This window comes from Sporosarcina sp. P37 (genome assembly GCF_002109365.1).
Classification (GTDB): Bacteria; Bacillota; Bacilli; order Bacillales_A; family Planococcaceae; genus Sporosarcina.
This window is the reverse complement of the sequence record NZ_CP015349.1, coordinates 3,033,068-3,058,998: the sequence shown is the minus strand read 5'-3', so window position 1 is coordinate 3,058,998 and position 25,931 is coordinate 3,033,068. Positions and strand designations below refer to the sequence as shown.

At 43.4% G+C, this 25,931-nt stretch carries 23 protein-coding genes and 1 riboswitch; of the genes, 3 read left to right on the top strand and 20 right to left on the bottom strand.

Annotated features, from left to right (window positions below; all coding sequences use genetic code 11):
- From deoB to SporoP37_RS15190, 5 genes are all read right to left on the bottom strand, one after another.
- Window positions 1-1,194 (bottom strand): phosphopentomutase, encoded by a 1,194-nt coding sequence (deoB, locus tag SporoP37_RS15210; RefSeq protein ID WP_085431370.1) that lies wholly within the window; start codon window positions 1,192-1,194, stop codon window positions 1-3.
- 24 nt (window positions 1,195-1,218) lie between these two features.
- Window positions 1,219-2,109, bottom strand: coding sequence for a site-specific tyrosine recombinase XerD (gene xerD / locus SporoP37_RS15205; protein WP_085431369.1), 891 nt, complete (start codon window positions 2,107-2,109; stop codon window positions 1,219-1,221).
- Window positions 2,110-2,152: 43 nt separating this feature from the next.
- Window positions 2,153-2,635: a ferric iron uptake transcriptional regulator gene (gene fur / locus SporoP37_RS15200; protein WP_081244475.1), complete on the bottom strand. Its 483-nt coding sequence runs from the start codon at window positions 2,633-2,635 to the stop codon at window positions 2,153-2,155.
- A 96-nt stretch (window positions 2,636-2,731) separates the two neighbouring features.
- Window positions 2,732-3,244 carry a hypothetical protein gene (locus tag SporoP37_RS15195; RefSeq protein ID WP_081244474.1) on the bottom strand — a complete coding sequence of 171 codons (513 nt, stop codon included), beginning with the start codon at window positions 3,242-3,244 and terminating at the stop codon, window positions 2,732-2,734.
- A 64-nt stretch (window positions 3,245-3,308) separates the two neighbouring features.
- Window positions 3,309-3,842, bottom strand: a complete 534-nt coding sequence (locus SporoP37_RS15190) for an NUDIX hydrolase (protein WP_081244473.1) — start codon at window positions 3,840-3,842, stop codon at window positions 3,309-3,311.
- A gap of 73 nt (window positions 3,843-3,915) precedes the next feature.
- On the opposite strand from SporoP37_RS15190, the gene SporoP37_RS15185 reads away from it, so the two are divergent.
- Window positions 3,916-4,818, top strand: coding sequence for an aldo/keto reductase (locus SporoP37_RS15185; RefSeq protein WP_085431368.1), 903 nt, complete (start codon window positions 3,916-3,918; stop codon window positions 4,816-4,818).
- A 143-nt stretch (window positions 4,819-4,961) separates the two neighbouring features.
- On the opposite strand, the gene SporoP37_RS15180 is transcribed toward SporoP37_RS15185, so the two are convergent.
- From SporoP37_RS15180 to SporoP37_RS15165, 4 genes are all read right to left on the bottom strand, one after another.
- Complete coding sequence (locus SporoP37_RS15180) at window positions 4,962-6,317, bottom strand: nucleobase:cation symporter-2 family protein (protein WP_085431367.1); 1,356 nt, start codon at window positions 6,315-6,317, stop codon at window positions 4,962-4,964.
- Window positions 6,317-6,901, bottom strand: coding sequence for a xanthine phosphoribosyltransferase (locus tag SporoP37_RS15175; protein WP_081244470.1), 585 nt, complete (start codon window positions 6,899-6,901; stop codon window positions 6,317-6,319). Before SporoP37_RS15175 ends, SporoP37_RS15180 begins: the two co-directional genes overlap by 1 nt.
- A 129-nt stretch (window positions 6,902-7,030) precedes the next feature.
- Window positions 7,031-7,132, bottom strand: a riboswitch (purine riboswitch).
- Window positions 7,133-7,655: 523 nt separating this feature from the next.
- Entirely contained in the window at window positions 7,656-10,427 is a 2,772-nt protein-coding gene (locus SporoP37_RS15170; protein ID WP_085431366.1) for a DNA methyltransferase, read from the bottom strand.
- 613 nt (window positions 10,428-11,040) lie between these two features.
- Window positions 11,041-11,928 carry an AEC family transporter gene (locus SporoP37_RS15165; protein WP_232329774.1) on the bottom strand — a complete coding sequence of 296 codons (888 nt, stop codon included), beginning with the start codon at window positions 11,926-11,928 and terminating at the stop codon, window positions 11,041-11,043.
- Between the two features lie 116 nt (window positions 11,929-12,044).
- Between SporoP37_RS15165 and SporoP37_RS15160 the strand changes: the two genes are divergently transcribed.
- Window positions 12,045-13,277 (top strand): CynX/NimT family MFS transporter, encoded by a 1,233-nt coding sequence (locus tag SporoP37_RS15160; RefSeq protein WP_081244468.1) that lies wholly within the window; start codon window positions 12,045-12,047, stop codon window positions 13,275-13,277.
- A 264-nt stretch (window positions 13,278-13,541) separates the two neighbouring features.
- Here the strand turns inward: SporoP37_RS15160 and SporoP37_RS15155 are convergent, their stop codons facing one another.
- The 3 genes from SporoP37_RS15155 to SporoP37_RS15145 all read right to left on the bottom strand — a co-directional run bounded on the left by SporoP37_RS15155 (window position 13,542) and on the right by SporoP37_RS15145 (window position 16,417).
- Entirely contained in the window at window positions 13,542-14,297 is a 756-nt protein-coding gene (locus tag SporoP37_RS15155) for an exodeoxyribonuclease III (protein WP_085431365.1), read from the bottom strand.
- Window positions 14,298-14,317: 20 nt separating this feature from the next.
- On the bottom strand, window positions 14,318-15,229 hold the full coding sequence (locus SporoP37_RS15150; protein WP_085431364.1) for a pseudouridine-5'-phosphate glycosidase: 912 nt from the start codon (window positions 15,227-15,229) through the stop codon (window positions 14,318-14,320).
- Window positions 15,230-15,292: 63 nt separating this feature from the next.
- The gene (locus tag SporoP37_RS15145; protein ID WP_081244465.1) at window positions 15,293-16,417 is read right to left on the bottom strand and encodes an NAD(P)/FAD-dependent oxidoreductase; all 1,125 of its coding nucleotides are present in this window, start codon (window positions 16,415-16,417) and stop codon (window positions 15,293-15,295) included.
- Window positions 16,418-16,547: 130 nt separating this feature from the next.
- Here SporoP37_RS15145 and SporoP37_RS15140 point away from each other — a divergent pair, with 130 nt between their 5' ends.
- Entirely contained in the window at window positions 16,548-17,648 is a 1,101-nt protein-coding gene (locus tag SporoP37_RS15140; protein WP_369821939.1) for a branched-chain amino acid aminotransferase, read from the top strand.
- Window positions 17,649-17,700: 52 nt separating this feature from the next.
- Here the strand turns inward: SporoP37_RS15140 and SporoP37_RS15135 are convergent, their stop codons facing one another.
- The 8 genes from SporoP37_RS15135 to yhbH form a co-directional block, all read right to left on the bottom strand.
- Entirely contained in the window at window positions 17,701-18,498 is a 798-nt protein-coding gene (locus SporoP37_RS15135) for an ABC transporter ATP-binding protein (protein ID WP_081244463.1), read from the bottom strand.
- Complete coding sequence (locus SporoP37_RS15130; protein ID WP_081244462.1) at window positions 18,473-19,516, bottom strand: ABC transporter permease; 1,044 nt, start codon at window positions 19,514-19,516, stop codon at window positions 18,473-18,475. Before SporoP37_RS15130 ends, SporoP37_RS15135 begins: the two co-directional genes overlap by 26 nt.
- Before the next feature lie 19 nt (window positions 19,517-19,535).
- Window positions 19,536-20,546 carry an ABC transporter substrate-binding protein gene (locus SporoP37_RS15125; protein ID WP_081244461.1) on the bottom strand — a complete coding sequence of 337 codons (1,011 nt, stop codon included), beginning with the start codon at window positions 20,544-20,546 and terminating at the stop codon, window positions 19,536-19,538.
- 240 nt (window positions 20,547-20,786) lie between these two features.
- Complete coding sequence (locus SporoP37_RS15120) at window positions 20,787-21,536, bottom strand: amino acid ABC transporter ATP-binding protein (protein WP_081244460.1); 750 nt, start codon at window positions 21,534-21,536, stop codon at window positions 20,787-20,789.
- A gap of 12 nt (window positions 21,537-21,548) precedes the next feature.
- Entirely contained in the window at window positions 21,549-22,208 is a 660-nt protein-coding gene (locus SporoP37_RS15115; protein WP_081244459.1) for an amino acid ABC transporter permease, read from the bottom strand.
- A 106-nt stretch (window positions 22,209-22,314) separates the two neighbouring features.
- On the bottom strand, window positions 22,315-23,118 hold the full coding sequence (locus SporoP37_RS15110; protein WP_085431363.1) for an amino acid ABC transporter substrate-binding protein: 804 nt from the start codon (window positions 23,116-23,118) through the stop codon (window positions 22,315-22,317).
- A 241-nt stretch (window positions 23,119-23,359) separates the two neighbouring features.
- Window positions 23,360-24,751: a SpoVR family protein gene (locus tag SporoP37_RS15105; protein ID WP_369821987.1), complete on the bottom strand. Its 1,392-nt coding sequence runs from the start codon at window positions 24,749-24,751 to the stop codon at window positions 23,360-23,362.
- Window positions 24,748-25,908 carry a sporulation protein YhbH gene (gene yhbH / locus SporoP37_RS15100; protein WP_085431362.1) on the bottom strand — a complete coding sequence of 387 codons (1,161 nt, stop codon included), beginning with the start codon at window positions 25,906-25,908 and terminating at the stop codon, window positions 24,748-24,750. Before yhbH ends, SporoP37_RS15105 begins: the two co-directional genes overlap by 4 nt.
- Window positions 25,909-25,931 lie beyond the last annotated feature (23 nt).

Here is a 25,931-nt window from a genome sequence, read left to right as displayed (position 1 = left end):
TCAGTCCTCCCCGGCTACTGAAGATAAAAAACTTTCGCCGTGCTCGGGTCTGTTCACTCTGAAGTTATCCGCAATCGTTGCGCCGATATCTGAGAATGTCTTGCGGATCGGCAGGCTGCCCCCTCCGTTATGGGACGGTGAATAAACGAGCAGCGGCACGTACTCTCTCGTATGATCTGTTCCTTCATGAATCGGGTCATTGCCGTGATCTGCAGTGATGATTAACAAATCATTCGGTTTCAACGCTGCCAAAATTTCCGGCATGCGCGCATCGAATTCCTCAAGCGCTTTACCATAGCCGATCGGGTCTCTCCGGTGTCCGTAGAGGGCATCGAAGTCCACCAAATTGACAAAACTCAAACCTTCAAATTCTTTTTGCATCACGGATACCAGCTTGTCCACGCCGTCCATATTTCCTGTCGTGCGCACAGCTTCCGTTATCCCTTCACCGTTATAAATATCAGCGATTTTGCCGATTGCGATAACGTCGTAGCCGCCATCCTTTAATTCGTTCATCACCGTTTTTCCAAATGGCTTCAATGCATAGTCATGACGGTTTGTTGTGCGCGTGAACGCACCAGGCTCCCCGATGAACGGACGTGCAATGATGCGGCCAACGAGGTATTCCGGCTGCAATGTAAGTTCCCTGGCGATTTCACAAATGCGGTACTGCTCTTCAATGGGAATGACATCTTCATGTGCTGCGATCTGCATTACAGGGTCCGCCGATGTATAGACAATGATTGCACCGGTCTGCATATGCTCCTCACCGAGTTCTTCGATAATTTCAGTTCCGCTGGCCGGTTTATTGCCGATAACTTTTCTGCCGGTCTTCAGTTCAAGCTCATCGATCAATTCTTTCGGGAAGCCATTTGGATACACTTTAAACGGCTTATCGATCAGCAAGCCCATAATCTCCCAGTGCCCCGTCATCGTATCTTTCCCGACAGATGCTTCTTCCATTTTGGTATAATACGCCTGTGCTTCTTTTTGCGGTGAAAGTCCTTTTATCGGTGCAATATTAGCAAGTCCCAGACGTTCAAGGTTCGGCATATTCAGCCCATCCATTTCTTCACCGATATGGCCGAGAGTATTGGAGCCGACGTCGCCGAATGCCTCCGCGTCCGGTGCTTCGCCAATGCCTACTGAATCAAGCACGATTAAATGAATCCGGTTATAACGTAATTTTTCCATATAAAAACCTCCAGTAATAATAGTTTACGCCCGGGGATGGTACATGCTATACACATCTTTCAGGCGTTTTTTGCTGACATGCGTATACAGCTGTGTAGTAGAAATGTCCGCATGACCGAGCATTTCCTGAACCGCGCGCAAGTCGGCTCCGTTTTCAATCAAATGAGTGGCGAATGAATGCCGCAATAAATGTGGAGTAATGGCTTTTTGAATGTACGCCTTCTCCCCTGCCTCTTTCAGGATTTTCCAGCAGCCCTGTCTCGTCAGCCGTCTTCCATGCATGTTGAGGAATAATGCTTCCGTATCACCGGTCAGGCCGGGCCGGGCTTCATTCAGATATTTTGTGCAGGCCTCAACCGCTCCGCGTCCCAGCGGCACAATCCGCTCCTTGCTTCCTTTTCCAAAAACCCGGACAAACCCCATTGTCAGGTGAAGATCAGCCAAATCAATCGCTATCAATTCACTTACCCTCATTCCTGTTCCATATAACAATTCCAGTAACGCAATATCACGCATTCCTTGAAAAGTGTTGCCATCTACCGCGTCAATCAGCCGCTCTATTTCAGGAATGGAAAGAATATCCGGCAATTTTTGTTCGATTTTCGGCAATTCGATATGAATTGTACAATCATGCGTAGTCACTTGCTCTCTCACTAAAAATTGATGGAAAGAACGAATGGACGAAATATGCCTGGATAATGTGCGGCTCGATTTCCCGCTGTCTTTCAGTTTCTGTAAATATTGCAGAACTGTTGCCCGATCAATCGCATCAAGTGTTTCCACTGACAGGCTTTCTATGAATCTCAAGTAGGCTGTGAGATCTCGCTCATACGATTTTACTGTATTTTGAGCGAGCTGCCTTTCCACAGTGAGAAAATGCACATAATCTTCTAAAGCAAACTTTGCATCTTTCATGACGCAGCCTCCTTTCTATGTAAAAACTAAAAAAGGACAGCGCTTAGGCCATCCCTTTGTCGTCATTTTCTTTCTCTGGCTGTTCATCCTTGGCTTTACAGCGTTTACAAATCCCGTGAAATGTCAGCCAGTGATCTTTCACCGTGAATCCATACCGGCCTTCCACGACTTTTTCCACTTCGCCAAGTAAGTCTTCCTGAATTTCATCGACTGTTCCGCATTCAAGGCAAATCAAGTGATGGTGGAAACGGGCTGCCCCTTCCTCACGCAAGTCATAGCGCGCCACACCATCTCCAAAGTTAATTTTATCGACAACCTTCAGTTCGGTTAATAATTCCAATGTGCGATATACAGTCGCAAGACCGATATCGGGTGCTTTTTCTTTCACAAGCAAGAAAACGTCTTCTGCACTTAAATGGTCTTCTTCATTTTCCAGAAGAACTGCTACAGTCGCTTCACGCTGAGGCGTCAACTTGTAGCTGGCCCCGTGCAATTGCTTCTTGATTCGTTCAATTCGGCTCTCCATACGACGCCCCCCTCAAATTGATTCCATTATACCAAACTGTCGTTCCAGATGACAATAGAAAGGAAACGTTCCGTTCATAATGTGGTATAGAGGAAATTACTTTATGAAATGAAAGACCGATAGTTCCAGCAGCTGCGTGATCAGCAGTAAGCCAATCAGAAGCGGCACTGCCGTTAGCGGACGGTCTTTCCTGACGGCCGGTGCGACAAAAAATGGCGGGTTCAGCACTGTGCATAATATAAGGAACAGCAAACAGCTGATCAGCTGGAATGGGAACCACCAAACCGTGTACGTTAACAGTTTCAAGCCTGTCGACAGTAAATAGGTGGACGACAAGCCAAAAAGGGTGCATTTAACCGCACCTAGAAACATAGTCATAAAACGGACCCTTTTATATTTTGACAGAATGATGGCGAGCACTACAAAGCTCAATGTCACAGCTACAGGTGACCATAAAGCCGCTTCAGCTCCCATTACTACACGCTGATCGTATAAACCGACGATCTGTTCAAGTGAAGTGACCGGCCACTCCCTGAATAATAAAGCTCCTCCTATATAACTGATTGCGAGTATAACGAACAAATAGATAAAAGACAATGATCGAGCCATAAATAGGACACCTCCGCATCGTTTCTACAACATATGCTTGTCCGATCTAAAATAGCTCAATCATTTATAGGTTTTTTACATACCAGACTGCAGCAACTGTCTTGGCATCATAAATCCGTTCGTTCGCAATCAGTTCTTCCGCTTCTTTTACGGATACTTCCAGCACTTCGATGAATTCATCTTCATCGCCGGCTGCAGGATGTTCAATTCTAACGAGATTCTCCGCTATGTACAAGTGAATAATTTCATCGGCAAATCCGGGAGACGTGGAGAATGTCTGCAAATATTTGAATGATTTTGCACGGTATCCGGTCTCTTCTTCCAGTTCCCGTCTGGCGGTGAGTTCCGGCTCTTCACCGGGTTCGATTTTACCAGCGGGAATCTCCAGCATCGTTCGTTCGAGCGCCTTTCTGAACTGTTCCACCAGCACGATCTTTTTATCTTCAGTCAAGGCGATAATTGCAACGGCACCAGGGTGTTTCACTAACTCTCTTTTCGCAAGTTTTCCATCAGGCAGTTCTACTTCATCCACTTGCAGCGAAATGATTTTGCCTGCAAATATCTGTTTTGTTGAGAGGGTCCGTTCTTCAAACTTCATTCAGCACCCAACCCTTTCCATTGGTTTTCTTTCCTGCTTTCATTGTACCATGAAAGCTAAAGGAGTGAAGCACATGAAGAAGCGTACAATCGGTTCCAGTGATCTGCTTGTTTCTGAACTCGGTTTAGGATGCATGTCGCTGCCGGCCGAACTCGAGGCGGCTCGTTCAGTCCTGGACGAAGCGATCGAGAGCGGCATCAACTACTTTGATACAGCAGATCTGTATGATAAAGGAACGAACGAAGAACTTATAGGAAACGTGCTGAAAGAAAAGCGTCAGGATCTGGTCATTGCAACAAAAGCGGGAAATAAGTGGACATCTGAAGGGGAGTCTTGGACATGGGATCCCTCCAAAGAACATATTATGGACGCGGTTAAACAGAGCCTGCAGCGGCTGCAGCTTGATTATATCGACCTGTACCAGCTCCATGGCGGTACAATGGAAGACGATGCGGATGAAACAATTGAGGCGTTTGAGACGCTGAAGAAAGAAGGTGTCATTCGTGAATACGGCATATCAAGCATTCGGCCGGCTGTCATCGACCGTTTCCTGCGCAGCAGTAATGGCGTTTCTGTCATGATGCAATATAATTTGTTAGACCGCCGTCCTGAAGAGTATTTCCCGCTGATTGCAGAACACGGCGCGTCTGTTGTCACACGCGGAACATTGGCAAAAGGATTACTGACAGCAGAAGGAATGAAGCGCATACAGAAAACTGACGGTTTCGCGTCTTATACATCGTCAGATTTGCAGCAAACCCTAAAAACACTTTTTGATCAAACCGATAACCTGCATGCCTATGCCCTTGCCTTCGCGCTTAAAGAGCCTGTTGCAGCCTCTGCGCTGATCGGCTCCAGAACGCCGGAGCAGCTGCGGGAGTCATTGCAGGCATATGACACACCGATAGACCCCGAGATATTGAAACAGTTAATAAAAGCGACCGTGCCGCACCGTTATGAAGAGCATCGGGTGTAAGCGATATAAAAGAGTTTGAGGCTGCACGCACTCAAATAAAAAAACCGCGTAAAACCAAGTTGTACGAACTCTGGTTTTACGCGGTGTTAATTTTAAAATGGGAAATCACACTGGATTACCTGCTTATGTCCCAACCGCTTTAGTTATTTATGGTCTGCTGTTGCGCTTGCCAGAACAGAAGCCGGTCCTTCTTTCATGCTAAGAGGCATCGTTTTTGGAGTGTCAGCTTTTTCAGCAGCTTGTCTTTTCTTAGAAGGCATCATATTGAAAATGATATTCAGGAAGATCGCTGTAATACTGCCGAGCACAATTCCGTTGCTTGTTAAAATTTGCAAGTTTTTCGGTAATTCATTAAACAGATCCGGCACTACTGCAACGCCAAGGCCGATGCCGACAGAACATGCGACGATCATTGCATTGTCCTGACTTATCGAAATGACAGGACTGAGCATCTTGATTCCTTGCGAGACGACCATTCCGAACATTGCCACCATCGCCCCGCCAAGAACCGCATTGGGGATGATCGTTGCCAGTGCAGCAACTTTTGGCAGAAAGCCCAGTGAAATCAGCATAATAGCCGTCACCAATATCACACGGCGTGACTTCACACCGGATAACTGCATCAGACCGACATTTTGAGAGAACGTTGTATAAGGGAAAGCGTTGAAAATACCGCCGATCACTGAAGCCAGCCCTTCCGCACGATACCCTCTTTCCAATTTTTTCTGATCAATTTCTTCTTCACAAATATCACCGAGTGCAAAATATACACCTGTTGATTCCACAAGTGACACCATTGCCACGAGTGTCATAATCGCAATGGGCAGGAAGTGGAATGTCGGTGTTGCCAAATAAAACGGCATCACCATATGCACGTAAGAAGCATCCTGCACATTCGAAAAGTCCACAATACCGAGTAATACTGCTGCAAGCGTACCGCCGACCAGCCCTAGCAGAATTGCAATGGACTGCATAAATCCTGACGTGAACCTGAACATCAGCACGATGAATAATAACGTACCGAAAGCCAAACTGATATTGGTCATCGAACCGAAATCCTCGGCACCCTGTCCGCCGCCCATATTATTGATGGCAACAGGAATTAAAGTGATTCCGATGATCGTCACAACGGAACCAGTGACGATTGGAGGGAAAAACTTCACAAGACTTCCGAAAAATCGGCTGATTACAAAGATAATTGCCCCCGAAGCCATAACCGCACCGTAAATTGCGGATATACCATAGTCATTGCCAATTAAAATCATCGGACCGACTGCTGTGAACGTACAGCCTAGAACAACGGGCAATCCGATTCCAAAATACTTATTGCGTGATATTTGTAACAAGGTCGCTACACCGCACATCAATATATCAATTGAAACCAGATAAGTAAGCTGTGTCGGCGTTAACCCAATCTGCGTTCCAACGATGAGCGGCACCAATACTGCACCTGCATACATTGCCAGTAAATGCTGAAAACCAAGAAGCGTAGTTTTCATCAGTCAGTTTCCTCCCCGACGAACTGGACCTGGCCGTTCTGCAGAGATTGAAGCTCTGCCAATGATTCCAGGCGCACTCCTGTTTTACGTATCAAGTCTCCGCCTTGCTGAAAACATTTTTCAATGACAATTCCAACTCCCGCGATTGTCGCCCCCGCCTGTTGTGCAATATCTATCAGCCCAAGTGCCGCTTGACCATTTGCAAGGAAATCATCAATTAACAGCACGGTATCTTCTTTCGTTATGAAATCTTTTGAAACCGAAATATCACTGGTTTCTTTCTTTGTGAATGAATACACTTTTGCGGAGTACAAATGATCCGTCAGCGTTAAAGATTTGCGTTTTCTGGCAAACACTACAGGCACCCCTAAAATCATTCCCGCCATTGTTGCAGGAGCAATTCCTGAAGATTCAATCGTGATGATTTTCGTGATGTTATGTTCGCTGAAACGTCGCACGAACTCTTTGCCGATTTCCTGCATCAGTAATGGATCGATTTGATGATTCAAAAATGAATCAACCTTCAGTACCTCTTCCGATAATACTTTACCTTCTTGTCGAATCTTGTCTTTTAGCAACTCCACGCTGTTGTGCTCCCTTCAATTTTACGAATAAAAAAAGCGTATACGCCCTACTCCCATATAACACTATGAGAGAGCGGCGTGTACGCTTGTAAAAATGAAAAAGCATTTTTCCGTCAAACGACAAAAAAAGCTGCTTTTCATTCTCCCCATAGGCGGTTCATTTACGGTAAACCGGTAGAAACTTACGGGCCATATTCCCGTGATTATATGAGTCTTATTTAACTGAATGCTATCAGTATAGCATGATTCGACAAATTTTCAATACGAATATTTACCATTTAGATTGATAGGTTTAAAGCTGCCGACAGATGGACATATTCTGGACAAATGTTGGGATTGGATTGGTTACCATTCATTGGGTATCTCAATAAAATACTATGTACTTAAATTATAAGTTACTTGTCTTTAAAGAAAAATATAAGGACTTCGAATGTTTTACGAGTGTACATAATTAGCTTATTGTACATAAAAATTCTCTTTTACTTTAATTATGTACATAAATTCGTGATTTACTAAAATTTATAATTTGTGGAGGTACATTTTATTGTGTAGATTTGAATTACTAGATGGTTTATGAACTTATTATGGGTATTATTGAGGCATATTTAATATTGGATGACTTGAGTGGAAGTGATATAAACGCCAAATATAAATGAATCGTATTCGTGGGTGTACCATTAACGGGTGCAAGAGTTGGATAAGACGACCAGTAATACGGTCGTCTTGTTTTAAATGTGGATTACAAGTATTCCTCTTACTCAGTGCTGAATTTTTTATAAAGTTTAAATAGGTGAGCTACCGCATCAGCTTCTGTCGTGGGCCCAATTTCCATACCATAAGCCACCATGACGGCCCGATCATTATTTTGATGCGCTTTTCTTAAATCAGGTGGCATTGATGCCTCATTGTATAAATCAGCATAGGATGATTCAGGATATTTTGCTCGAACATCTAAAATCGTTTGAGCAGTTTTAGAAATTAATTCTTTTTGTTTTTCGGTAGCATTTGGCCATGGAAAATTATTATAAACGATATTCTTTGAATATCTATAATCAGATTTTAACCGTCCACCAACTGTTCTTAACCATGCCATATGGACATTTGAAGTCATTACTCCAAAAGTATAGAGATCAGCCTCTGGCATTATTAAAACCAAATTACTTGCCATGCTATTTTTATCCATATAACCAATTGGAATATAGCGACGATTTTCTGATGATGCGCTTGGAATCAATAAATAATCACTTGTCGGGATATTTTCAACGTGGAAACGAGTTGGAGTATCTGCAATTTTACGAGTTCCTTTACTTTTACTCGCCAGACGGTACTCACGTACTGCTTTTACTCTTTCAAGTACTTTAGACATTGCTCTTAATTCATTTGGTAAAGCCTCCCCGACCCATAGACAATATCTGGGATCTTTATTGATAAACTCTCTGGCACCATACCATGGTCTAAACCATTTTTTACTCTGGGGTTCTTCAGATATAAAAGCATCCATTTCTTCTTTAGTAAATAGATAATTACCATCGTCAATTGGTTTATTTCCTATACCTATATCTGGAACATCACTTAATGGAGTAGTTCGACTATGAACCAAGACATTGGGTGCTTCTAGCAAATAGGGATTAATATGCTTTACGACTTGTGCAGCATCATCTTGATAAATGACTTTATCAGATTGTTCACCTTTTAAGGTACTAAAACCTATGATTACACAATGAACAGCTGCTTTATTTGAGGCTTCACTTTCCCATTTAAATGTACGATAGGCAAAGTTAATCACGGTATCATAGTCGTTTATTAATGACTCCCATAAAACAGCTACTTGTTGACCTTGTGTAATTGAATTTGTAGAAACAAAAGCACATTTTATAGCTGAATATTGGATATATTCAGCTGCTTTTCGATACCAACCTGATACATAATCTAAGTTACCAGATCCAGTTTGTACATCGAATATTTCTTTTATCTCATCAGTTTGTTCCGATGACATCAATCGTGCGCCGAAAAATGGTGGGTTGCCTATAATATAATCTAAATCTCGTTTGTCAATGACGGTATTCCAATTCATTGTTAGAGCATTTCCTTCAATAATATTGATATATAATTTTAAAGGGAAAAACTCTGCATTTGAATAGACTAATTCCTTTGTCTTTTCGAACATCTGCGACTCGGCAATCCAAAGAGCCGTTTTTGCTGTCGAAACGGCGAAATCATTAATTTCTATGCCGTAAAATTGGTCTAGCGAAACTTTAATGAAATCATCAACTACATCCAGTCTTGGACTATCTCCATAGATAATTGTAAAAACTTGATTTTCTAGTTCTCTAAGAGACAAATATGTTTCAGTTAGGAAATTTCCCGAACCACAAGCCGGATCTAAAAATTGCATATTTGCTAGTTTATCTTGAAATTCCAAAGCCCGTTGTCTTTGTCTATTTATTTGCTTCATTTGTTGGATCAGGGCGAGTTCTTCCTTTAAATCATTTAAAAATAACGGGTCAATGACTTTGTGTATATTTTCAATTGATGTGTAATGCATTCCGCCTTCTCGACGCTGTTCTGGATTCAGTGTTGATTCAAATACACTACCAAAAATAGTTGGGCTAATCTCAGACCAATCAAAATCACTTGTAGCATTCTTTAATATCAATTCTCTCAAATGTTCTGTAAAATTTGGTATTTCAATATTTCGCTCCTCAAATAACCCCCCATTGACATATGGAAAAGAGCCTAATTTATCCCCTATATATGGATCACGCTCAGCTTCTGGAGTATCTAAAACTTCAAATAAGTCAATAATTGCTCTTCTAAAGTAAAGTGCAGGCACTTCTTCCAAATAATCACGGAAAGCCCCTTTACGGCCAAATAACCCGGCATCTTCCGCATAAAAACAAAAGACTAATCTAACAGATAAAACATTGATGCTTTCAAGTGTATTTGGATTGTCAGGTTCGTTATATTGCTCTAATAACTCACTATAAATTTCGCCTATTAGCCCACCAGCTTTAATAGACACTTTCGTTTCTTTTTCAATATCTTCGTTTGTTTTATCAATTAAAAAATCTAGGCGATAATATTCTTTACTCAAATCGGTTAATTGAATGACCGCTGGTGTTCCATATGGATTGTTCATGTCGTGAATTCTAATTTCCTGAAAGTTTGACACAATAATCCATCGGGCTTTCTTGTTATAAGGTTGATGGTTGTTATATCGAAAAGCTTGCTGATATGGGTTTAAAATAGAGCCATCTGATTGTCTTTCGCCTTTATCAAGATTGATATGAGAGCTTTTTTGCTCGATAAGTACTTTAGTTTTTTCGATATACCCATCAATGAAGTTTCTTGTTTTCATATTTCTTACAGGTAATTCAAAGTTAATATATCCTGTCGGGTTGCTAACCCCATATACTTCATTTAATAATTCAAGCCAAAATGATTGCGTATGTTGTTTTTCGTCTCCTTTGTCTTTCCATCTATCAGTAAATATTTTTGCTGCTTTTTTTCGCACAGATACTTCCATGGGTGATCCCCCTCTAAGTCACAAAATAATTATCTACATTTTTACGGTTCACGTTAACATATTAAGTATATATTAAATAATGTAGGTTTAATAATAGGATTATCGTGTAAGAACCGTCTTAGTATTTAATATCTCATTTAATACTACTTCATTTGCCACGTCACCAATTTCACGAATTCCTAAACTTCCTGCATAAGATGATGAAATGTTCTTTTCCGTATAGAAAGACAACCCATTTCAGGAGTTCAGCAATGTAATTCAACTAACGGGCGCTTTAACGCAACAAGAAATTCAATTAATGATAACTTATCTAGAAATGAATCCTTTAATGGAAAGTCATAAAAACTAGAAAATTTGATGATTGCTGCTTTTACATGAATAAAGGAAGTCTTATTAGCCTCTTCACGTAAATGGCTTTCAAATCTTTATGAACAATAATAAATATTCTTATTATTTTGCAAATCTTATAATATCAATGTTTATATATCTATTAAAACTAGTGATTATATACACTTTCTTAATGTACAACATTATTAAGATATCATTATGAACAGAAGCCCGCATGACTGCTGGCGTTTCTTTGTCCTTCAGTCTTGCAGGCCTTTCCATTCCCCTACCCAAACAATAAAGACGAAAGATAAATCACTACACCTACTGTAAAACTGCTGGCTACAGTGTTAAAAAGTACAATTTGGGCCGCAAGTTCGGATTCTACATCGTATTCAAGCGCCAGCGTGGAACTGTTCCTTGACGTAGGAAACGAGCTTGCGATCCACAATGACTGCGCTGTTACACCGTCTATCTGTAACAGCAAAATTAATAACAGCGCCGCAACTGGTGAAATGATAAGACGGCCAAGCGCACTGAGGAAAATGAGGCGGTTCCACAGCGACTTCACTTGAATTTGCGCCAACTGTGCGCCCAGCGTGATTAATGCGATGGCAATGAAAGCATCCGAAAGATGGCTGATCGGCAGCTCAACAAATTGGGGCAGCCTTATATCTGCCAGATTGAGCAGCGCTCCAAGCCAAAGCGCATGAATAATCGGCATCCTGAGAAACTGCTTCACAATCTCGGTGCCCGATTGAGTTGAGGCAACCAGGTTATACAGGCCATATGAATAAGTCAGCAGGTTTTGATAGACGATCAGGACAATTTGTATCGAAACTCCGAGCGGATCGGCATGGAAGACCAGCTGGCTGACAGGCAATCCATAGTTTCCTGAGTTGATCAGGACGATGCTGTTCTTCATCACGGCCGTCTGCTGACGGTTAAGGCGCAGAATTTTACTGAAAAAATGACCTGTAATTAGTAAACAAGTTGAGAATAATAGAACAAAGAGTAATACATCCACTAAAACTTCCACATCAATAACCGTGTGATATAAATTCATGAAAACAGCAGCGGGAATCAGACAGTATGTTAAAATATTCCCCAGTGCTTTCACATTAAAAGTAAACTTTATTTGCAATACCACGCCAATTGCTAATAAAATGAGCATCGGTGTGATAACATTTATAAAGACTATGAGCAAGTACTCCACAAAGGAATCTCCTTTCTGCTGATTCAGCTGCATACTTCTCAGAATAATCTTCAAGGAATACAGGAGGCTTCAAGATGGAAAAAGAACGACCTAGTAAACATTTGCATTTCCCGAAAAGTCAGTGGATATTGCTGGCGGGCATTTTGTTTTTAGCCGCCACGATCCGTTCACCGCTTACTTCGGTAGGACCTATCATCGGAAACATCCGTGACCAGCTGCAGATTACCAATTCGCTGGCAGGATTTCTGACTACGATCCCATTACTGGCATTCGCCATTGTATCACCTTTTACGCCGCGTTTAGCAAAACGTTACGGATTATCCCGAACACTTTTCTATTCGATGATCATTTTATTGCTCGGAATCATTATGCGTTCCATCGGCAACAGTACGCTGCTGCTGATCGGCACATTTTTAATCGGAGTAGGAATCGCTTTTGCAAACGTACTCCTGCCGAGTCTTCTCAAACTCAGTTTCCCTTTACATATCGGATTGATGACAGGACTGTATTCAGTGTCAATGAGCATATCCGCAACTCTGGCTTCAGGCATCGCAGCTCCAATTGCTAATCAGACTTCCTACGGCTGGCAGGGAGCGCTTGGAATATGGGGTGTCATCACATTTCTGGCCATTATTGTATGGATTCCCCAGATACTAAAGAAAAAGGAAATTGTCAAAACGGCACAAAAGAATAAGAAAACGAAGCCCGCCGCGCCGCTCTTGCGTTCACCGCTGGCGTGGAGCATCACCGTCTTCATGGGACTGCAGTCCTTTCTATTCTATACGACTGCATCATGGATTCCGGTTGTATTGCAAACTGGCGGAATGACGGACGAGGCCGCTGGATGGATGCTTGCACTCGTTCAGCTCGCACAATTGCCCATGATGTTTATCATACCAGTGATTGCAGATAAAGTGCACGATCAACGCGGACTTGTAATAGGCGTTTTTGCCTGTTATCTGATTGGTTATGGAGGTGTACAATTCGGCAGCGAAAGTCTGACAGCGCTGTGGATGATTTTCATTGGCCTCGGAGGCGGTTCCGCATTCGGACTGGCAATGATGTTCTTTACATTGCGCACCAGCACTCCGGCACAGGCAGCATCAATCTCCGGCATGGCACAGTCTATCGGCTACCTGCTGGCGGCAGTCGGACCGGTTCTGTTCGGTTCGCTTCACGATTATTCAGGTTCATGGACATTGCCGCTTTACACGTTTCTTGTCATCGCAGCCATACTATTTGTAAGCGGTATGTACGCGGGGAAGAGACGGTATATTTCACAAGAAGCAGATATGGAGGCTTCATGACAAAAGAGACTGGGACATAATATGAAAAAAGCGTAAAGGAGTTTTCCCTTACGCTTTTTTATGTCTATTTTTTAATAAATACTTTGCAAAGCATTTGAGTGGACCGGAGCGGAAAAAGGCCGACTCCTGCGGGATTTAGCGCGAATGTTGAGACCTCGCAGGAGCGCCAGCGACGAGGAGGCTCAAGCGCGCCCCGCGGAAAGCGTGCCTTTTGGAGCGCAGGGGAACGGACTTTATTTTTAGTTTTGTCCCAGCCTCTTTTTATTACATTAAAAATTCTGCAGAAATAGGACAATGATCGCTACCCAACACTTCTGAATGAATGGAAGCCGTTTGCAGAGCCGGCCCGAGACGTTCAGAAATAATGAGGTAATCAATACGCCACCCGATATTTCTTGCTCTCACATCACGCATATACGACCACCACGTATAGGCTCCTTCCTGATCAGGATTCATATAACGGAATGTATCAAGAAATCCCGCATTCAGAAGGCGTGTCATTTTTCCGCGCTCTTGTTCCGTAAATCCTGAATTTCCTATATTGGATTTCACATTGCGAATATCGATTTCTTCGTGTGCGACATTCAGATCGCCGCAATAGATGACGGGTTTCATCGCATCCAGTGCGGTTAAATGGACGAGCAATTCGTCTTCCCAAGCCAGACGATACGGCAGACGCGCTAAATCACGCTGTGCATTCGGTGTATAACTGTTGACGAGGAAAAACGTATCAAATTCCAGCGTCAGCACACGCCCTTCCTCTTCAAAATCCTGATCATTCAAGCCATAACGAACAGATAGCGGCTTTTTTTTCGTAAACACCGCAGTTCCTGAATAGCCTTTTTTTACTGCATAGTTCCAATAGGATTCATAGCCTTCAAACGAAAGATCTATTTGTCCCTGCTGACATTTAATTTCCTGTATACAAAAAATATCTGCCTTTGCTTGTTCAAAAAAATCTACGAACCCTTTCTTTACACAAGCCCTGATCCCGTTGACATTCCAAGATACTACTTTCAACTGTTCACAACCTGTCTTTATTAATTCCCGTTAAAACTGACTGCCAGTTTTGCGGCAAGTTCCGCATTCGCTTTTACTAATGCAATATTAGCATCCAGACTTTTCCCGCCTGTCATTTCCTGCACTTTTTTCAGCATATACGGTGTGAGATTTTTTCCGCTGACACCTGATTGTTCCGCCTCTGCAAGTGCATCTGAAACCAGTTTATCCATATACTCCTGATCCATTGCGTATTCTTCTGGAATTGGATTGGCGATGATGGCACTGCCCTCCAAACCCAAATTCCATTTAACCCTCAGCATTTCTGCCATCATATCGATTTCATCCATACGGTAATCTACATGATGCGCGCTGCTTCTTGTATAAAAGGCAGGAAATATATCCGTTTTATATCCCATAACAGGCACACCTTTTGTTTCCAAGTATTCAAGCGTCTTGCCAAGATCTAATATTGACTTGGCGCCTGAGCAGACGACCGCCACGCTCGTACGTGCAAATTCCTCAAGATCGGCGGAAATATCCATTGTTTTCTCCGCACCGCGGTGTACACCCCCGATGGCCCCTGTCGTGAACACACGGATACGTGCCAAGTCCGCGAAAAACATCGAAGCTGCGACTGTTGTGGCTCCGGGCTGTTTCGTTGCGATTAAATAACTGATATCCCGTCTGGAAGCTTTGACAACCCCCTTACTGTCACCAAATCGCTCCAGTTCTTCGTCAGTCAGGCCGATTTTAATTTTCCCGTCCATAATAGCAATCGTTGCTGGAACTGCCCCATTGCCCCGTATGATTTGCTGAACTTCCCGGGCCGCTTTGACATTTTCAGGATACGGCATACCATACGTGATAATAGTGGATTCCAATGCAACAAGCGGTTTACCGTACTTCATCGCTTCCTTTACTTCTTCTGAATACGAAACATATCTTCTCATGTCCATCTTCCCCCTAACCGTTCAATGGCTCTATCTTCATAATAAGCATTCTGCGTGCTTTGTTCAATGCGCATCTTCAATTATTTGCTCAACAGCATAGCTTTCCAAATTCCATCCTGTTTCTTCACCAAGTACCAATTTTGATAACAGCTTCCCGAGCAATGGTCCGACCGTTAAGCCGGATGAACCGAGCCCATTGACAACCCAGACTTGCGGATGATCAGGCAGCTGGCCGATCACAGGCATAAAATTTGGAGTATGCGGACGAATGCCCACACGCACCTCCGCCAGCTCCGCTTCACGCAATGCGGGAGCAATCGGCAGTGCATTCGCCAATATCTCCATTATGCCTCCGGCTGTGGACTGAATAGTAACGTGATCTGTATCTTCATGTGTCGCGCCTGCAACGAATCTGCCATGTTGGAACGGTACAAGATACTGGGTGCTTGGCGGCATGATCACCGGCCAGTCGCCGGATGATTCATGAACTGACTGCAAGTGAAGAATCTGTGCTTTCTGTCCCGCTACTTGCAGTTTCTTGCCGAGCGGTTCTGTAAATTCACCCGCCCAGGCGCCCGCTGCAACGATGATTTGATCCGCTTTTACTATTTCTCCGTTGACCATGACACCTCGAACTTCGCCATCTTCTGCATATGGAGTTGCGGAGCCGCGGATCAGTTGGACGCCCCGTTTTACTGCGACACGCTCCAATGCCTCCCGCAGTTTATCTCCCTCGACTTTGGCTGCGCCTGAAATTCGGACTGCTGAATAATCCTCTGACAAAACCGGAAAATAGACCGCCGCCTGACCAGGTTCCAGTAACTCTACTTCCCCAATTTCAGGGCTTTGTTCTCTTCTTGTATGCAACAGGTCCACTTTCTTTTCCAGACGGCTCACATCCGTATGAATCGCCAAAGCGCCCACTTTTTTATACCCTGTCTCCATCTCTCCCTGTTCTTCCAGTGAACGGATGAGTTCAGGATAATACGCAGCACCTGCTGACGCCAGCGCGTACCATGCTTTATTTCGCCGTTGAGAGGCCCATGGACAAATAATGCCTGCTGCAGCTTTTGTTGCCTGCCCCGGCTCCTGTCTGTCGACCAGCACGACTTCCGCCTGTTGTGCTGACAAGTGATAAGCGGCGGATACTCCGGCGATTCCAGCCCCGATAATCAGTACCTTTTTCATTTCATCTCTGTCCTTTCTACAATAATTTTCAAAAACGACAAACTTTTCACTTTATTTTTTGGAAAAAAGCAGTATAATTACACTATTCGGAATTGAAGTTTCGGAATATTCTACACTTTGAGGAGATCTGATGATTATGACGAGATTACCTATGCAAATACAATTAACACAAAGCAAAAAGGAAAAACCGGACCCCAGCACACTCGTTTTTGGGAAAACATTTACCGACCATATGCTAATTATAGACTATGAAGAAGGTAAAGGATGGCATAATCACCGTATTACTCCTTACGCACCATTGACGCTTGATCCAGCCGCAATCGTTCTTCATTACGGACAGACTGTTTTTGAAGGCATGAAAGCTTATCGTTCAGAAGACGGGACGATTCGTCTGTTCCGTCCGGATGAAAATATGAAGCGCCTGAATTACTCGCTGGACCGACTGTGCATGCCGCGTATCGACGAGGCGAATGCGCTGTACGCACTGAATCTGTTACTGCAAATAGAGCAGGATTGGATTCCTGCACTGGAAGGAACTTCACTTTACATTCGGCCATTCGTCATTGCAACAGAGGCTTTCCTGGGCGTGGCTCCTGCAAAGAAATATCAATTCTATATAATTTTATCTCCTGTCGGCTCGTATTACAAAGAAGGCATCCATCCTGTCAAAATTCTCGTGGAAAATGAATTTGTCCGTGCGGCTAAAGGCGGAACAGGCAGCGCCAAAACTGCAGGCAACTATGCAGCTGCTTTAAAAGCACAAGAAACAGCAGACAAACAAGGCTATTCGCAAGTTCTATGGCTCGACAGCACGGAACGTAAATACGTTGAAGAAGTAGGCAGCATGAATATTTTCTTCAAAATTAATGGTGAAGTCGTCACGCCTGCAATCAACGGCAGCATTTTGGAAGGCATTACACGAAAATCGATTTTACAGCTGCTTCGTCACTGGAATATACCGGTCGCTGAACGAAAAATCTCCATGGATGAAATCCGTGCAGCCTATGAGTGCGGTGAACTGGAAGAAGTATTCGGCACCGGAACAGCTGCTGTCATTTCCCCTGTAGGCGAACTGAACTGGGATGGCTATAAAATGATTATCGGGAACGGTGAAACGGGTGAACTTTCCGCTAAACTGTACAATACATTAACGAATATTCAAACAGGCAAAGAGAGCGACCCATTTGACTGGGTGTATGAAATCAAAAAACCTATTGCACATCTTGCCTGAGCAGACGAAACAGCCCCTGTTTTCCCAATAGCGGAAAACAGGGGTTTTTCATTTATACAGACAGTAATGCAGCATCACTGTTTAATTGTTCACCGCGAATCCGCTGGAATTCATCCATTAACTTCGCAATGGTCAGATGCCGTTTCTGTTCTTCTCCTACTTCCAGGATAATCTGTCCCTTGTCCATCATGATCAAACGATTCCCGAGGTCCAGTGCCTGCTGCATATTATGCGTAACCATCAATGTCGTCAGCTGATCTTTCTCAACCAGGCGCTTCGTCAGGTCAGTGATCAGCTCGGCACGTGACGGGTCAAGTGCTGCTGTATGCTCGTCAAGCAGCAGGATGGACGGTTGTGTAAATGTCGCCATCAGCAGTGACAGCGCCTGCCGCTCCCCGCCTGACAGCAGTCCTACTTTTGCCGTCATTCGGTTCTCGAGATTTAAATGTAACGTTTCCAGTGATGTGCGGAATAAATCTTTTCGTTTCTTATCTACACCGCGGTGCAGTGAACGGCGTTTATTACGTGAATAGGCCATCGCCAGATTCTCTTCAATCGTCATAGCGGGCGCTGTTCCCGCCATCGGATCCTGGAACACACGGCCAATCATTTTGGAGCGTTTAAACTCTGGGAGTCGCGTAACATTTTTACTATCAATAAATATATTGCCGAAGTCAGGTGTCAGGGCACCGGAAATCATATTCATCATTGTTGATTTCCCCGCTCCGTTACTGCCGATCACCGTAACGAAGTCGCCCGGCTTTAAATGCAGGTTGATCTGGTCGAGCGCCACTTTTTCATCCGGAGTCGCTTCATTAAAAATTTTATTGATTTGGTCCAGTTTCAACAATGCTGTGACCCCCTTGTGATGCTTTCATTGCAATTCGTTCAGATTGTCTTTTCGCTTTACGTGCTTTTTCCCGTCTCTTTTCCAAAATCTGCGGAATGATCAAAGCAGCAATTACAATTACTGCTGTAATCAGTTTCATGTCTCCGGAATCCAGGATTTTTACGCGCAGTGACAGTCCGAGTACGATACGGTAAATGACAGCACCAATTACGACTGCCAATGTCGTACGGAAAATAGTTTTCGTTCCGAATATTGCCTCTCCAATAATTACAGAAGCCAGGCCGATGATGATCATACCGATCCCCATCCCGTTATCGGCGAATTTTCCGTATTGCGCAATCAGAGAACCTGAGAAAGCGACTAATGCGTTAGAAATACCTAATCCGAGAATAACGAGAGTATCTGTATTGGCAGAAAAACTGCGAATCATTTTTTTATTATCGCCTGTTGCGCGGATTGCCAAGCCGACTTCAGTCTGTAAAAACCAGTCCGCAATAAATTTAATTACAATTACCACGAGAATCATCAGGAATAATGTTCCCCATGTAGAAGGCAGATGTTCTATGCCGAGTCCTGATAAGAAGCCGTTAATCATTCCGTCAATACCTAGATTACTCCAGAATCCCTGGAACTTACTGAAAATCGTTTCTGCATTTAATAGCGGAATATTTGGGCGGCCTACTGAACTTTCGGTAGTCAGTCCCATTATCCGAAGGTTTATCGAGTAAAGAGCTATCATCATGAGGATTCCGGATAAAAGTGGATTGATTTTTCCTTTGGTATGTAATAAACCTGTTATACATCCAGCAAAAAAGCCTACCACGATCGCGGTAAGTGTTGCAACAAGCGGATGATAGTCAAAGACGATCATCGTAGCAGCCACCGCTGCGCCTGTTACAAAACTTCCGTCCACTGTTAAATCTGGAAAATCAAGCACCCGGAATGTCAGATACACTCCGAGTGCCATGATCGCATAGATGATACCCTGCTCAACTGAGCCAAATACAGCTGAAAACATGCAAGATCATCTCCTAATTTTATTCTACAATTTCTGCATTCCAGTCGTCTTGTATTTTCAAGCCGATTGCGTCTGCTGTTTTTTCATTCATCATCAGCTTCAGGTTCTGCGGCACTTGTACAGGCAACGATTCAGGTGCAGCTTCCCCTTTAAGAATCTTGACTGCCATTTCGCCGGCTTCATAACCGATGTCATAGTACTCGAAACCGTACGCGCCAAGTCCGCCGCGCTTCACAGAATCAAATTCACCGACCATCATTGGAATCTTATTGTCATTCGCAACGGAGATAACAGATTCCAATGCTGATACTACAGTGTTGTCTGTAATGATATAGAATGAGTCCACTGAACCGATCAGCGATTCTGCAGCCTGTTTCACATCAGCTGAAGTAGCAACAGATGCTTCCACTACTTCCATGTCCATGTCTTTTAGGATCTCTTTTACGTGATCCACTTGCAGACGGGAGTTCTGTTCTCCAGAGTTGAAGATCATCCCTACTTTTTTCGCGCTTAAGTTTTCTTTCAAAAATTTCATGGTGTCAGAGATTGCCTCCGGATGGTTATCGATTGTTCCGGTAACGTTCCCGCCTGGCTCTTCATTAGAAGCCACAAGCTCTGCAGCCACTGCATCTGTTACAGAAGTAAAGATGATTGGAATCTCCTGTGTGGCACTGGCCGCAGCTTGAGCGCTCGGTGTAGAGTTGGCAAAGATTAAATCTACCCCCGCCCCTGCCAAGTTGTTCGCAATCGTGGAGTTGGAACTATTATCATTTTGCGCATTTTGCTTATCGTATTCGACGTTCAGTCCGGCATCTTCAATCGCCTTTTGGAAACCTTCAAATGCCGCATCCAACGATGGATGTTCTACAATTTGCGTGACACCAATCGTATATTTTTCTTCTGTGTCTGCTTTGTCATCACTTGTATCCCCTGATGATGAATCCGATGACCCATCTTTCCCCCCGCACGCAGCTAAAATGAGCACAATACTGAATAGTGCTGCTGCGTAAGTCATCCAACGTTTCTTCATGCAAATCCCCCTCAACTATTATCTACCAGCTTTTCGATATATTCTAAAAAGATGATAATTATACGTAATCGTACCCTTTACACAGTTATTCGTCAATGCAATATTCGATATTTTACGTGAATTCCCATAAGTTTACGGGTAACTTGCCTAACCCTTTCACAAATTGCGATAATTCCGGTGTTACTTCACCAGGATAGTAAAAAGCCAGGCGAATAGTTTACTCGCCTGGCCCTATTTTCCTTATTCTTTTTGTACGTAGTTCAGGAATTTTTTCGTCCGTAATTCTTTCGGCGCTTTAATTACTTCATGCGGAGTGCCGGATTCTATAATCATACCGTCATCCATGAAAATCACTTGATCCGCGACATTACTTGCAAATTCCATTTCATGCGTGACGACAATCATCGTCATATGCTCTTCCGCAAGATTTTTCATGACTTGCAGCACTTCTTCTGTCAGTTGCGGGTCAAGGGCAGACGTCGGTTCGTCAAAGAGCAATATATCAGGGTTCATCATCAGCGCCCTTGCAATTGCTACACGCTGCTTTTGACCGCCCGAGAGTCTTGAAGGCAGTTCATGACTTTTTGAAGCAAGACCTACTTTTTCAAGCAACTCCATACTTCGTTCACTGTAATTTTGGGCTTTCTCTTTTTTCACCAGTTTTGGTGCAAGCTCCAAATTCTGCTTCACTGTTAAATGCGGAAACAGATTGAATTGCTGAAAGACCATTCCCATTTTCGAGTTGATTATTTTACTGTCGGCCGCGTTCGCATACACTCCATCTTTTACGAGGTAATCCCCGTCAACGATAATGCTTCCGCCCCCTACCTGCTCCAGCTGTATCAAACTTCTGAGCATCGTACTTTTTCCAGATCCTGAAGGCCCGATAATTGCCAGCACATCATTTTTCTGAACATCAAATGAAATGTCCTTCAATACTTCCAACGGACCGAATGATTTTTTTAAATTGCGCACTTCAATGAAAGACATAATTTTCTCTCCTCAATCGTATTGCAGCTTTCTCTCTAAATACTTGAACACCAGTGTCAGTCCGAATGCAATCAGCAAGTAGATCCCCGCCGCAATAAAAAACGGAATGATCGTGAAATCTCTATTGACGACGGTTTGTGCATAATGAAGCAGTTCCGGGACCGCGACCGCATACAACAGAGCCGTATCTTTAACAAGAGACACTGATTCATTGGCAATTGGCGGCAGCGTCACACGGAACATCTGCGGCAAAATTACACGTACGGTCGTCTGCCATTTGGACAAACCGAGTACTTGAGAAGCTTCATACTGTCCTTTATCGATGGAGATCAATCCGCCGCGGAATATTTCAGCGAAGTACGCAGCATAGTTCAGAATAAACGCGAGTGTCGCTGCGACGAAACGGTCGAGTACTAAAAACTCACCAATTACCGGCAGAAGTGGTAAACCAAAAACAAAGAACAGCAGCTGCAGTAACAAAGGGGTCCCACGCATGACATAAATATAAGTCTGCGCCAAATAAGAAATTGGTTTAATACTACTTCTTACGGCAAGTGTCAGTATGAACCCAAGCGGTATGGAAAGGACAATCGCAATTACAAATAACAGGACAGTCGCTTTGGCACCTTCCAGCATGGGAATCAGCATGGACATAAAATATTCATAGCTCATCAGTCAATTCCTCCAAAAAACCAATTGCGGTTTTATGTACTTCTTTTACAATAAAACCACCGGAAATCCTAACGGCAACTTCCGGCGGCATCACTTATTCTACATCTTAACGAAGAACTTTGTCTTCTCCGAACCATTCCTTGGAGATTTCAGCAGAAGTACCGTCTTCATTCATTTGATCTAATGCATTCTGGAGGCTTTCCAGCAGTTCTTCATTGCCTTTTTTTACTCCAATTCCGTATTCCTCCACTGCTAATGAGCCTTCAAGTTTTTTGAAGACATCCTTTTCTGTTGTCATGTAGTAATCGATGACGACTTCATCGATGATTACTGCATCCAGACGGCCTGTCTTTAAATCCGTTAATGCCAGCACATTATCCGCAAATTCGGTAACATTTTTTACTTTTTCATTGATTGGATGATTTTCCAGTGCCGGACCGGCAGATGACAGCGCCTGCAGGCCTACAGTTTTCCCAGCCAAATCCTCAAATGTTTCAATATCAGAACCCGCCAATGTAACGACCACTTGATTATTATCCAAGTACGGCTTTGTGAACAATACTTTTTCTTTACGCTCTTCTGTGATTGTATAGCCGTTCCAAATTAAATCAATACGGCCGCTGCTGAGTTCAGTTTCTTTTGTTTTCCAGTCAATTGGCTGGAATTTCGCAGCAGCACCCATATGTTCAGCAGCTGCTGTCGCCATATCGATATCAAATCCAACTAAGTTATTTTTATCATCACGGAATCCCATCGGTGCAAACTTGTCATCAACACCAATGATAATTTCTTTCGTTTCTTCTTTTCCTTTGTCATCTTTCGAGCTGTCCCCGGTCGAAGACTTGTCCGAACATCCTGCAATTACTAGGAACATTGCGGCAAACAGGAATGTAAACAGTATCTTTTTCATGTATTTTCCTCTTTTCTCAACTCTTTAGTACGTTAATGAGTTAGTATACTATAAAAATAACATTAGATGCATGAAATGAAAAGTACCTTGATAAAAAAAGATCGAGGAAAGTTCAATGGGGACGTACGAGACAGCCTGCCGCTCCGGATACAGACAGCGGCAAATACAAATAAAAGCTGAAGACACCCTAGTTTCCGGAATGTGTCTTCAGCTTTACAATTAACCTTCTGCTCTTTATCCATTACTTGCTTCTTCTGAACACTTTGTGACCGTCGTATGAAAAAACAAGTGGTTTGTTTTCGAGTACTGTCTCAATGTGCACTATGCGGCCCCACAGATGATGAATATGCGGCAAGACGTGTTCCAGGTACGGAAGATCAAGTTCGGTATCTTCATAGCGGTGTACGAGGTAGAGCTCGCCATTCCTCATATAATCACCGTCTTCTACTACAATATAAGGGAAACCGCCGTTGACGCGCTGTCCGATCAGCTGATTCCTGACCGCTTCAGCCTGCTTATCAGATATTTTATACTGATCATCCTGTTTCTTGAACACATACAGATCTTCCTGTTTGATTAAATCATCCGTCAGGTAATTACGGATAAAGGACGTATCATTCTCAATTTCGCGTGCTTCGAATATTTTTTCACGTCCTGTAACAGCCTGCTCGCCTCTTTTGCCGGCTTCTGCCGCCAGCAGGTCATAACGCTTTTCTATATCCTCGTATATTTTAACTCCCAGATAATATGGATTGATTGAGGTCTTTGAAGGCTGAAGTACACTTGCATTAAGCTTAGCAAATTCTATTGTCTCCGCAGGCGTCAGATCCATCTGGCGCAGTATAGTCTGATGCCAGTAAGAAGCCCATCCTTCATTCATGATTTTTGTTTCCAGCTGCGGCCAGAAATACAGCATCTCCTCACGCAGCATCGTAAGAATATCCGATTGCCATTCGGTCAGGCTGCGGCTGTTTTCAAGAATAAAAAGCAATATGTCTTTTTCTTGGTTTCGCGGATTTTTTTTATGCATTTCAATCGCCTGCTGGCCCGGAATTTTCTTTTGATCCAGCTCCCATAAATCATCATATGCTGTCTTTCTCGGCTGCTGTACAGCGGAAGCAGACGGTATGACATCCCTCATAATACTCGGGTCGACGTGTTCCTGAATTGCCAGCACTGCATCCAGAAACGTTTCCACACGGCTCTTGCCGTGTCGGATTTCATAATCCGCGATTCTGTCTGCTGTTGCTGCCATACTCTCCACCATATCTTTTCGGGTCTTTGAGAAATAAATATTGTTCTTGAAAAAATCACAATGCGCCAGAACGTGCGCAATAATTAACTTATTTTGAATGAGACTATTTGTATTCAATAAAAATGCATAACAAGGGTTTGAATTAATGACCAGCTCATAAATCTTACTGAGCCCTACATCATACTGGAGCTTCATTTTGTGGAACTGCTTACCGAAACTCCAATGAGTAAAGCGGGTCGGCATTCCATAGGCACCGAATGTGTACAAAATATCGGCGGGACAAATTTCATAGCGCATCGGGTAAAAATCAAGTCCGTATCCGCTGGCAATCTCCGTGATCTCATCTATCGCATAGTGTAATGCCTGTTGATCGGTCAGCGTAATCCCTCCGTTCGCTTTTCGAAGAATTTCTTGAGCGCAAAGTAGACATCGCGGTTTTTCTGCAAAATGTAATAATTAAATTTGGGATGTTCGATTGATTTATAAGCAGACATCAATGTAGACATTCTGCGGTGTTCATTGACTTCCGCATAACCGAACATATTGGATATTGCCAATAATTCATCCACGTACTCCAAACATTTCTTGTTATCGCTTGTCATATTCTCACCGTCCGAAAAATGAACAGGATAAATATTATAACTTGCAGGAGGATAAGACTCTTTGATTACTTCCAGCGCCTTTACATAAGCTGACGAACATCTCGTTCCGCCGCTTTCCCCTTTATTGAAGAAATTATCTTCAGATACCACTTTTGCTTCCGTATGATGCGCTATGAATTCAATTTCGACGGTTTCGTATTTTGTACGCAGGAACTTCGTCATCCAAAAGAAGAAGCTGCGTGCCATATACTTTTCGAACTTGCCCATCGACCCGCTCGTATCCATCATGGCGATGACTACCGCTTTAGACTGCGGTTTCTCCACAGGGTTCCATGTTTTGAAGCGCAGGTCATCTTCCAGAATCGGTGCGATTTCCGCCTTTCCCTTCATCGCATTGCGTTTGATTGCTGATAATAGGGTCCGTTTCTTATCAATATTTCCGATCAGACCTTTTTTACGGATATCTGTAAAATCAATATCTTCAATTGTTGTGACGGATTGCTCTTTTTGCTCTAAGTGAGGCAGTTCCAATTCTTTGAAAAACATTTCTTCCAATTCTTCGATAGAAACTTCTGTTTCATAAATATCCTCGCCCGGCTGATCTCCTGCCTCTTTCCCTTTCCCCGGCTGCGCCTGCTTTTCACCCTGCGCCACTACATCCCCTACTTCGCTGTCGCCCTGCCCTTGGCCGACGTGCTTGGACTTGTCGTGGTTGTAGCGAATTTTAAATTCATCCAATGAACGAATCGGTATTTTCACCATGTCTTTTCCATTTGACAGTATGATGCTCTCTTCGCTGATTAAGTCGGGTAAATTACTTTGCAACACTTCATTTATTTTATCCAAATGGCGTTGCTGATCCTGATGGCCTTTGCGATGGAGTGACCAATTTTCTTCGGTAACAACGAATCGACTTTTCTGGTTTTCTTCCATTCGAATCCCCGCCTATCTCTCGA

Bases quoted from the DNA above. Each gene is read 5' to 3' on its own strand.
- SporoP37_RS15170 (WP_085431366.1), bottom strand. From the start codon at position 10,427: ATGGAAGTATCTGTGCGAAAAAAAGCAGCAAAAATATTTACTGATAGA.
- deoB (WP_085431370.1), bottom strand. From the start codon at position 1,194: ATGGAAAAATTACGTTATAACCGGATTCATTTAATCGTGCTTGATTCA.
- SporoP37_RS15165 (WP_232329774.1), bottom strand. From the start codon at position 11,928: ATGCTCATTTTATTAGCAATTGGCGTGGTATTGCAAATAAAGTTTACT.
- SporoP37_RS15145 (WP_081244465.1), bottom strand. From the start codon at position 16,417: ATGAAAAAGGTACTGATTATCGGGGCTGGAATCGCCGGAGTATCCGCC.
- fur (WP_081244475.1), bottom strand. From the start codon at position 2,635: ATGGAGAGCCGAATTGAACGAATCAAGAAGCAATTGCACGGGGCCAGC.
- SporoP37_RS15140 (WP_369821939.1), top strand. From the start codon at position 16,548: ATGATTATGACGAGATTACCTATGCAAATACAATTAACACAAAGCAAA.
- SporoP37_RS15160 (WP_081244468.1), top strand. From the start codon at position 12,045: ATGGAAAAAGAACGACCTAGTAAACATTTGCATTTCCCGAAAAGTCAG.
- SporoP37_RS15120 (WP_081244460.1), bottom strand. From the start codon at position 21,536: ATGTCTTTCATTGAAGTGCGCAATTTAAAAAAATCATTCGGTCCGTTG.
- SporoP37_RS15110 (WP_085431363.1), bottom strand. From the start codon at position 23,118: ATGAAAAAGATACTGTTTACATTCCTGTTTGCCGCAATGTTCCTAGTA.
- SporoP37_RS15180 (WP_085431367.1), bottom strand. From the start codon at position 6,317: ATGAAAACTACGCTTCTTGGTTTTCAGCATTTACTGGCAATGTATGCA.
- SporoP37_RS15195 (WP_081244474.1), bottom strand. From the start codon at position 3,244: ATGGCTCGATCATTGTCTTTTATCTATTTGTTCGTTATACTCGCAATC.
- SporoP37_RS15150 (WP_085431364.1), bottom strand. From the start codon at position 15,229: ATGAGAAGATATGTTTCGTATTCAGAAGAAGTAAAGGAAGCGATGAAG.
- yhbH (WP_085431362.1), bottom strand. From the start codon at position 25,908: ATGGAAGAAAACCAGAAAAGTCGATTCGTTGTTACCGAAGAAAATTGG.
- SporoP37_RS15185 (WP_085431368.1), top strand. From the start codon at position 3,916: ATGAAGAAGCGTACAATCGGTTCCAGTGATCTGCTTGTTTCTGAACTC.
- SporoP37_RS15130 (WP_081244462.1), bottom strand. From the start codon at position 19,516: ATGTTTTCAGCTGTATTTGGCTCAGTTGAGCAGGGTATCATCTATGCG.
- xerD (WP_085431369.1), bottom strand. From the start codon at position 2,109: ATGAAAGATGCAAAGTTTGCTTTAGAAGATTATGTGCATTTTCTCACT.
- SporoP37_RS15190 (WP_081244473.1), bottom strand. From the start codon at position 3,842: ATGAAGTTTGAAGAACGGACCCTCTCAACAAAACAGATATTTGCAGGC.
- SporoP37_RS15115 (WP_081244459.1), bottom strand. From the start codon at position 22,208: ATGAGCTATGAATATTTTATGTCCATGCTGATTCCCATGCTGGAAGGT.
- SporoP37_RS15125 (WP_081244461.1), bottom strand. From the start codon at position 20,546: ATGAAGAAACGTTGGATGACTTACGCAGCAGCACTATTCAGTATTGTG.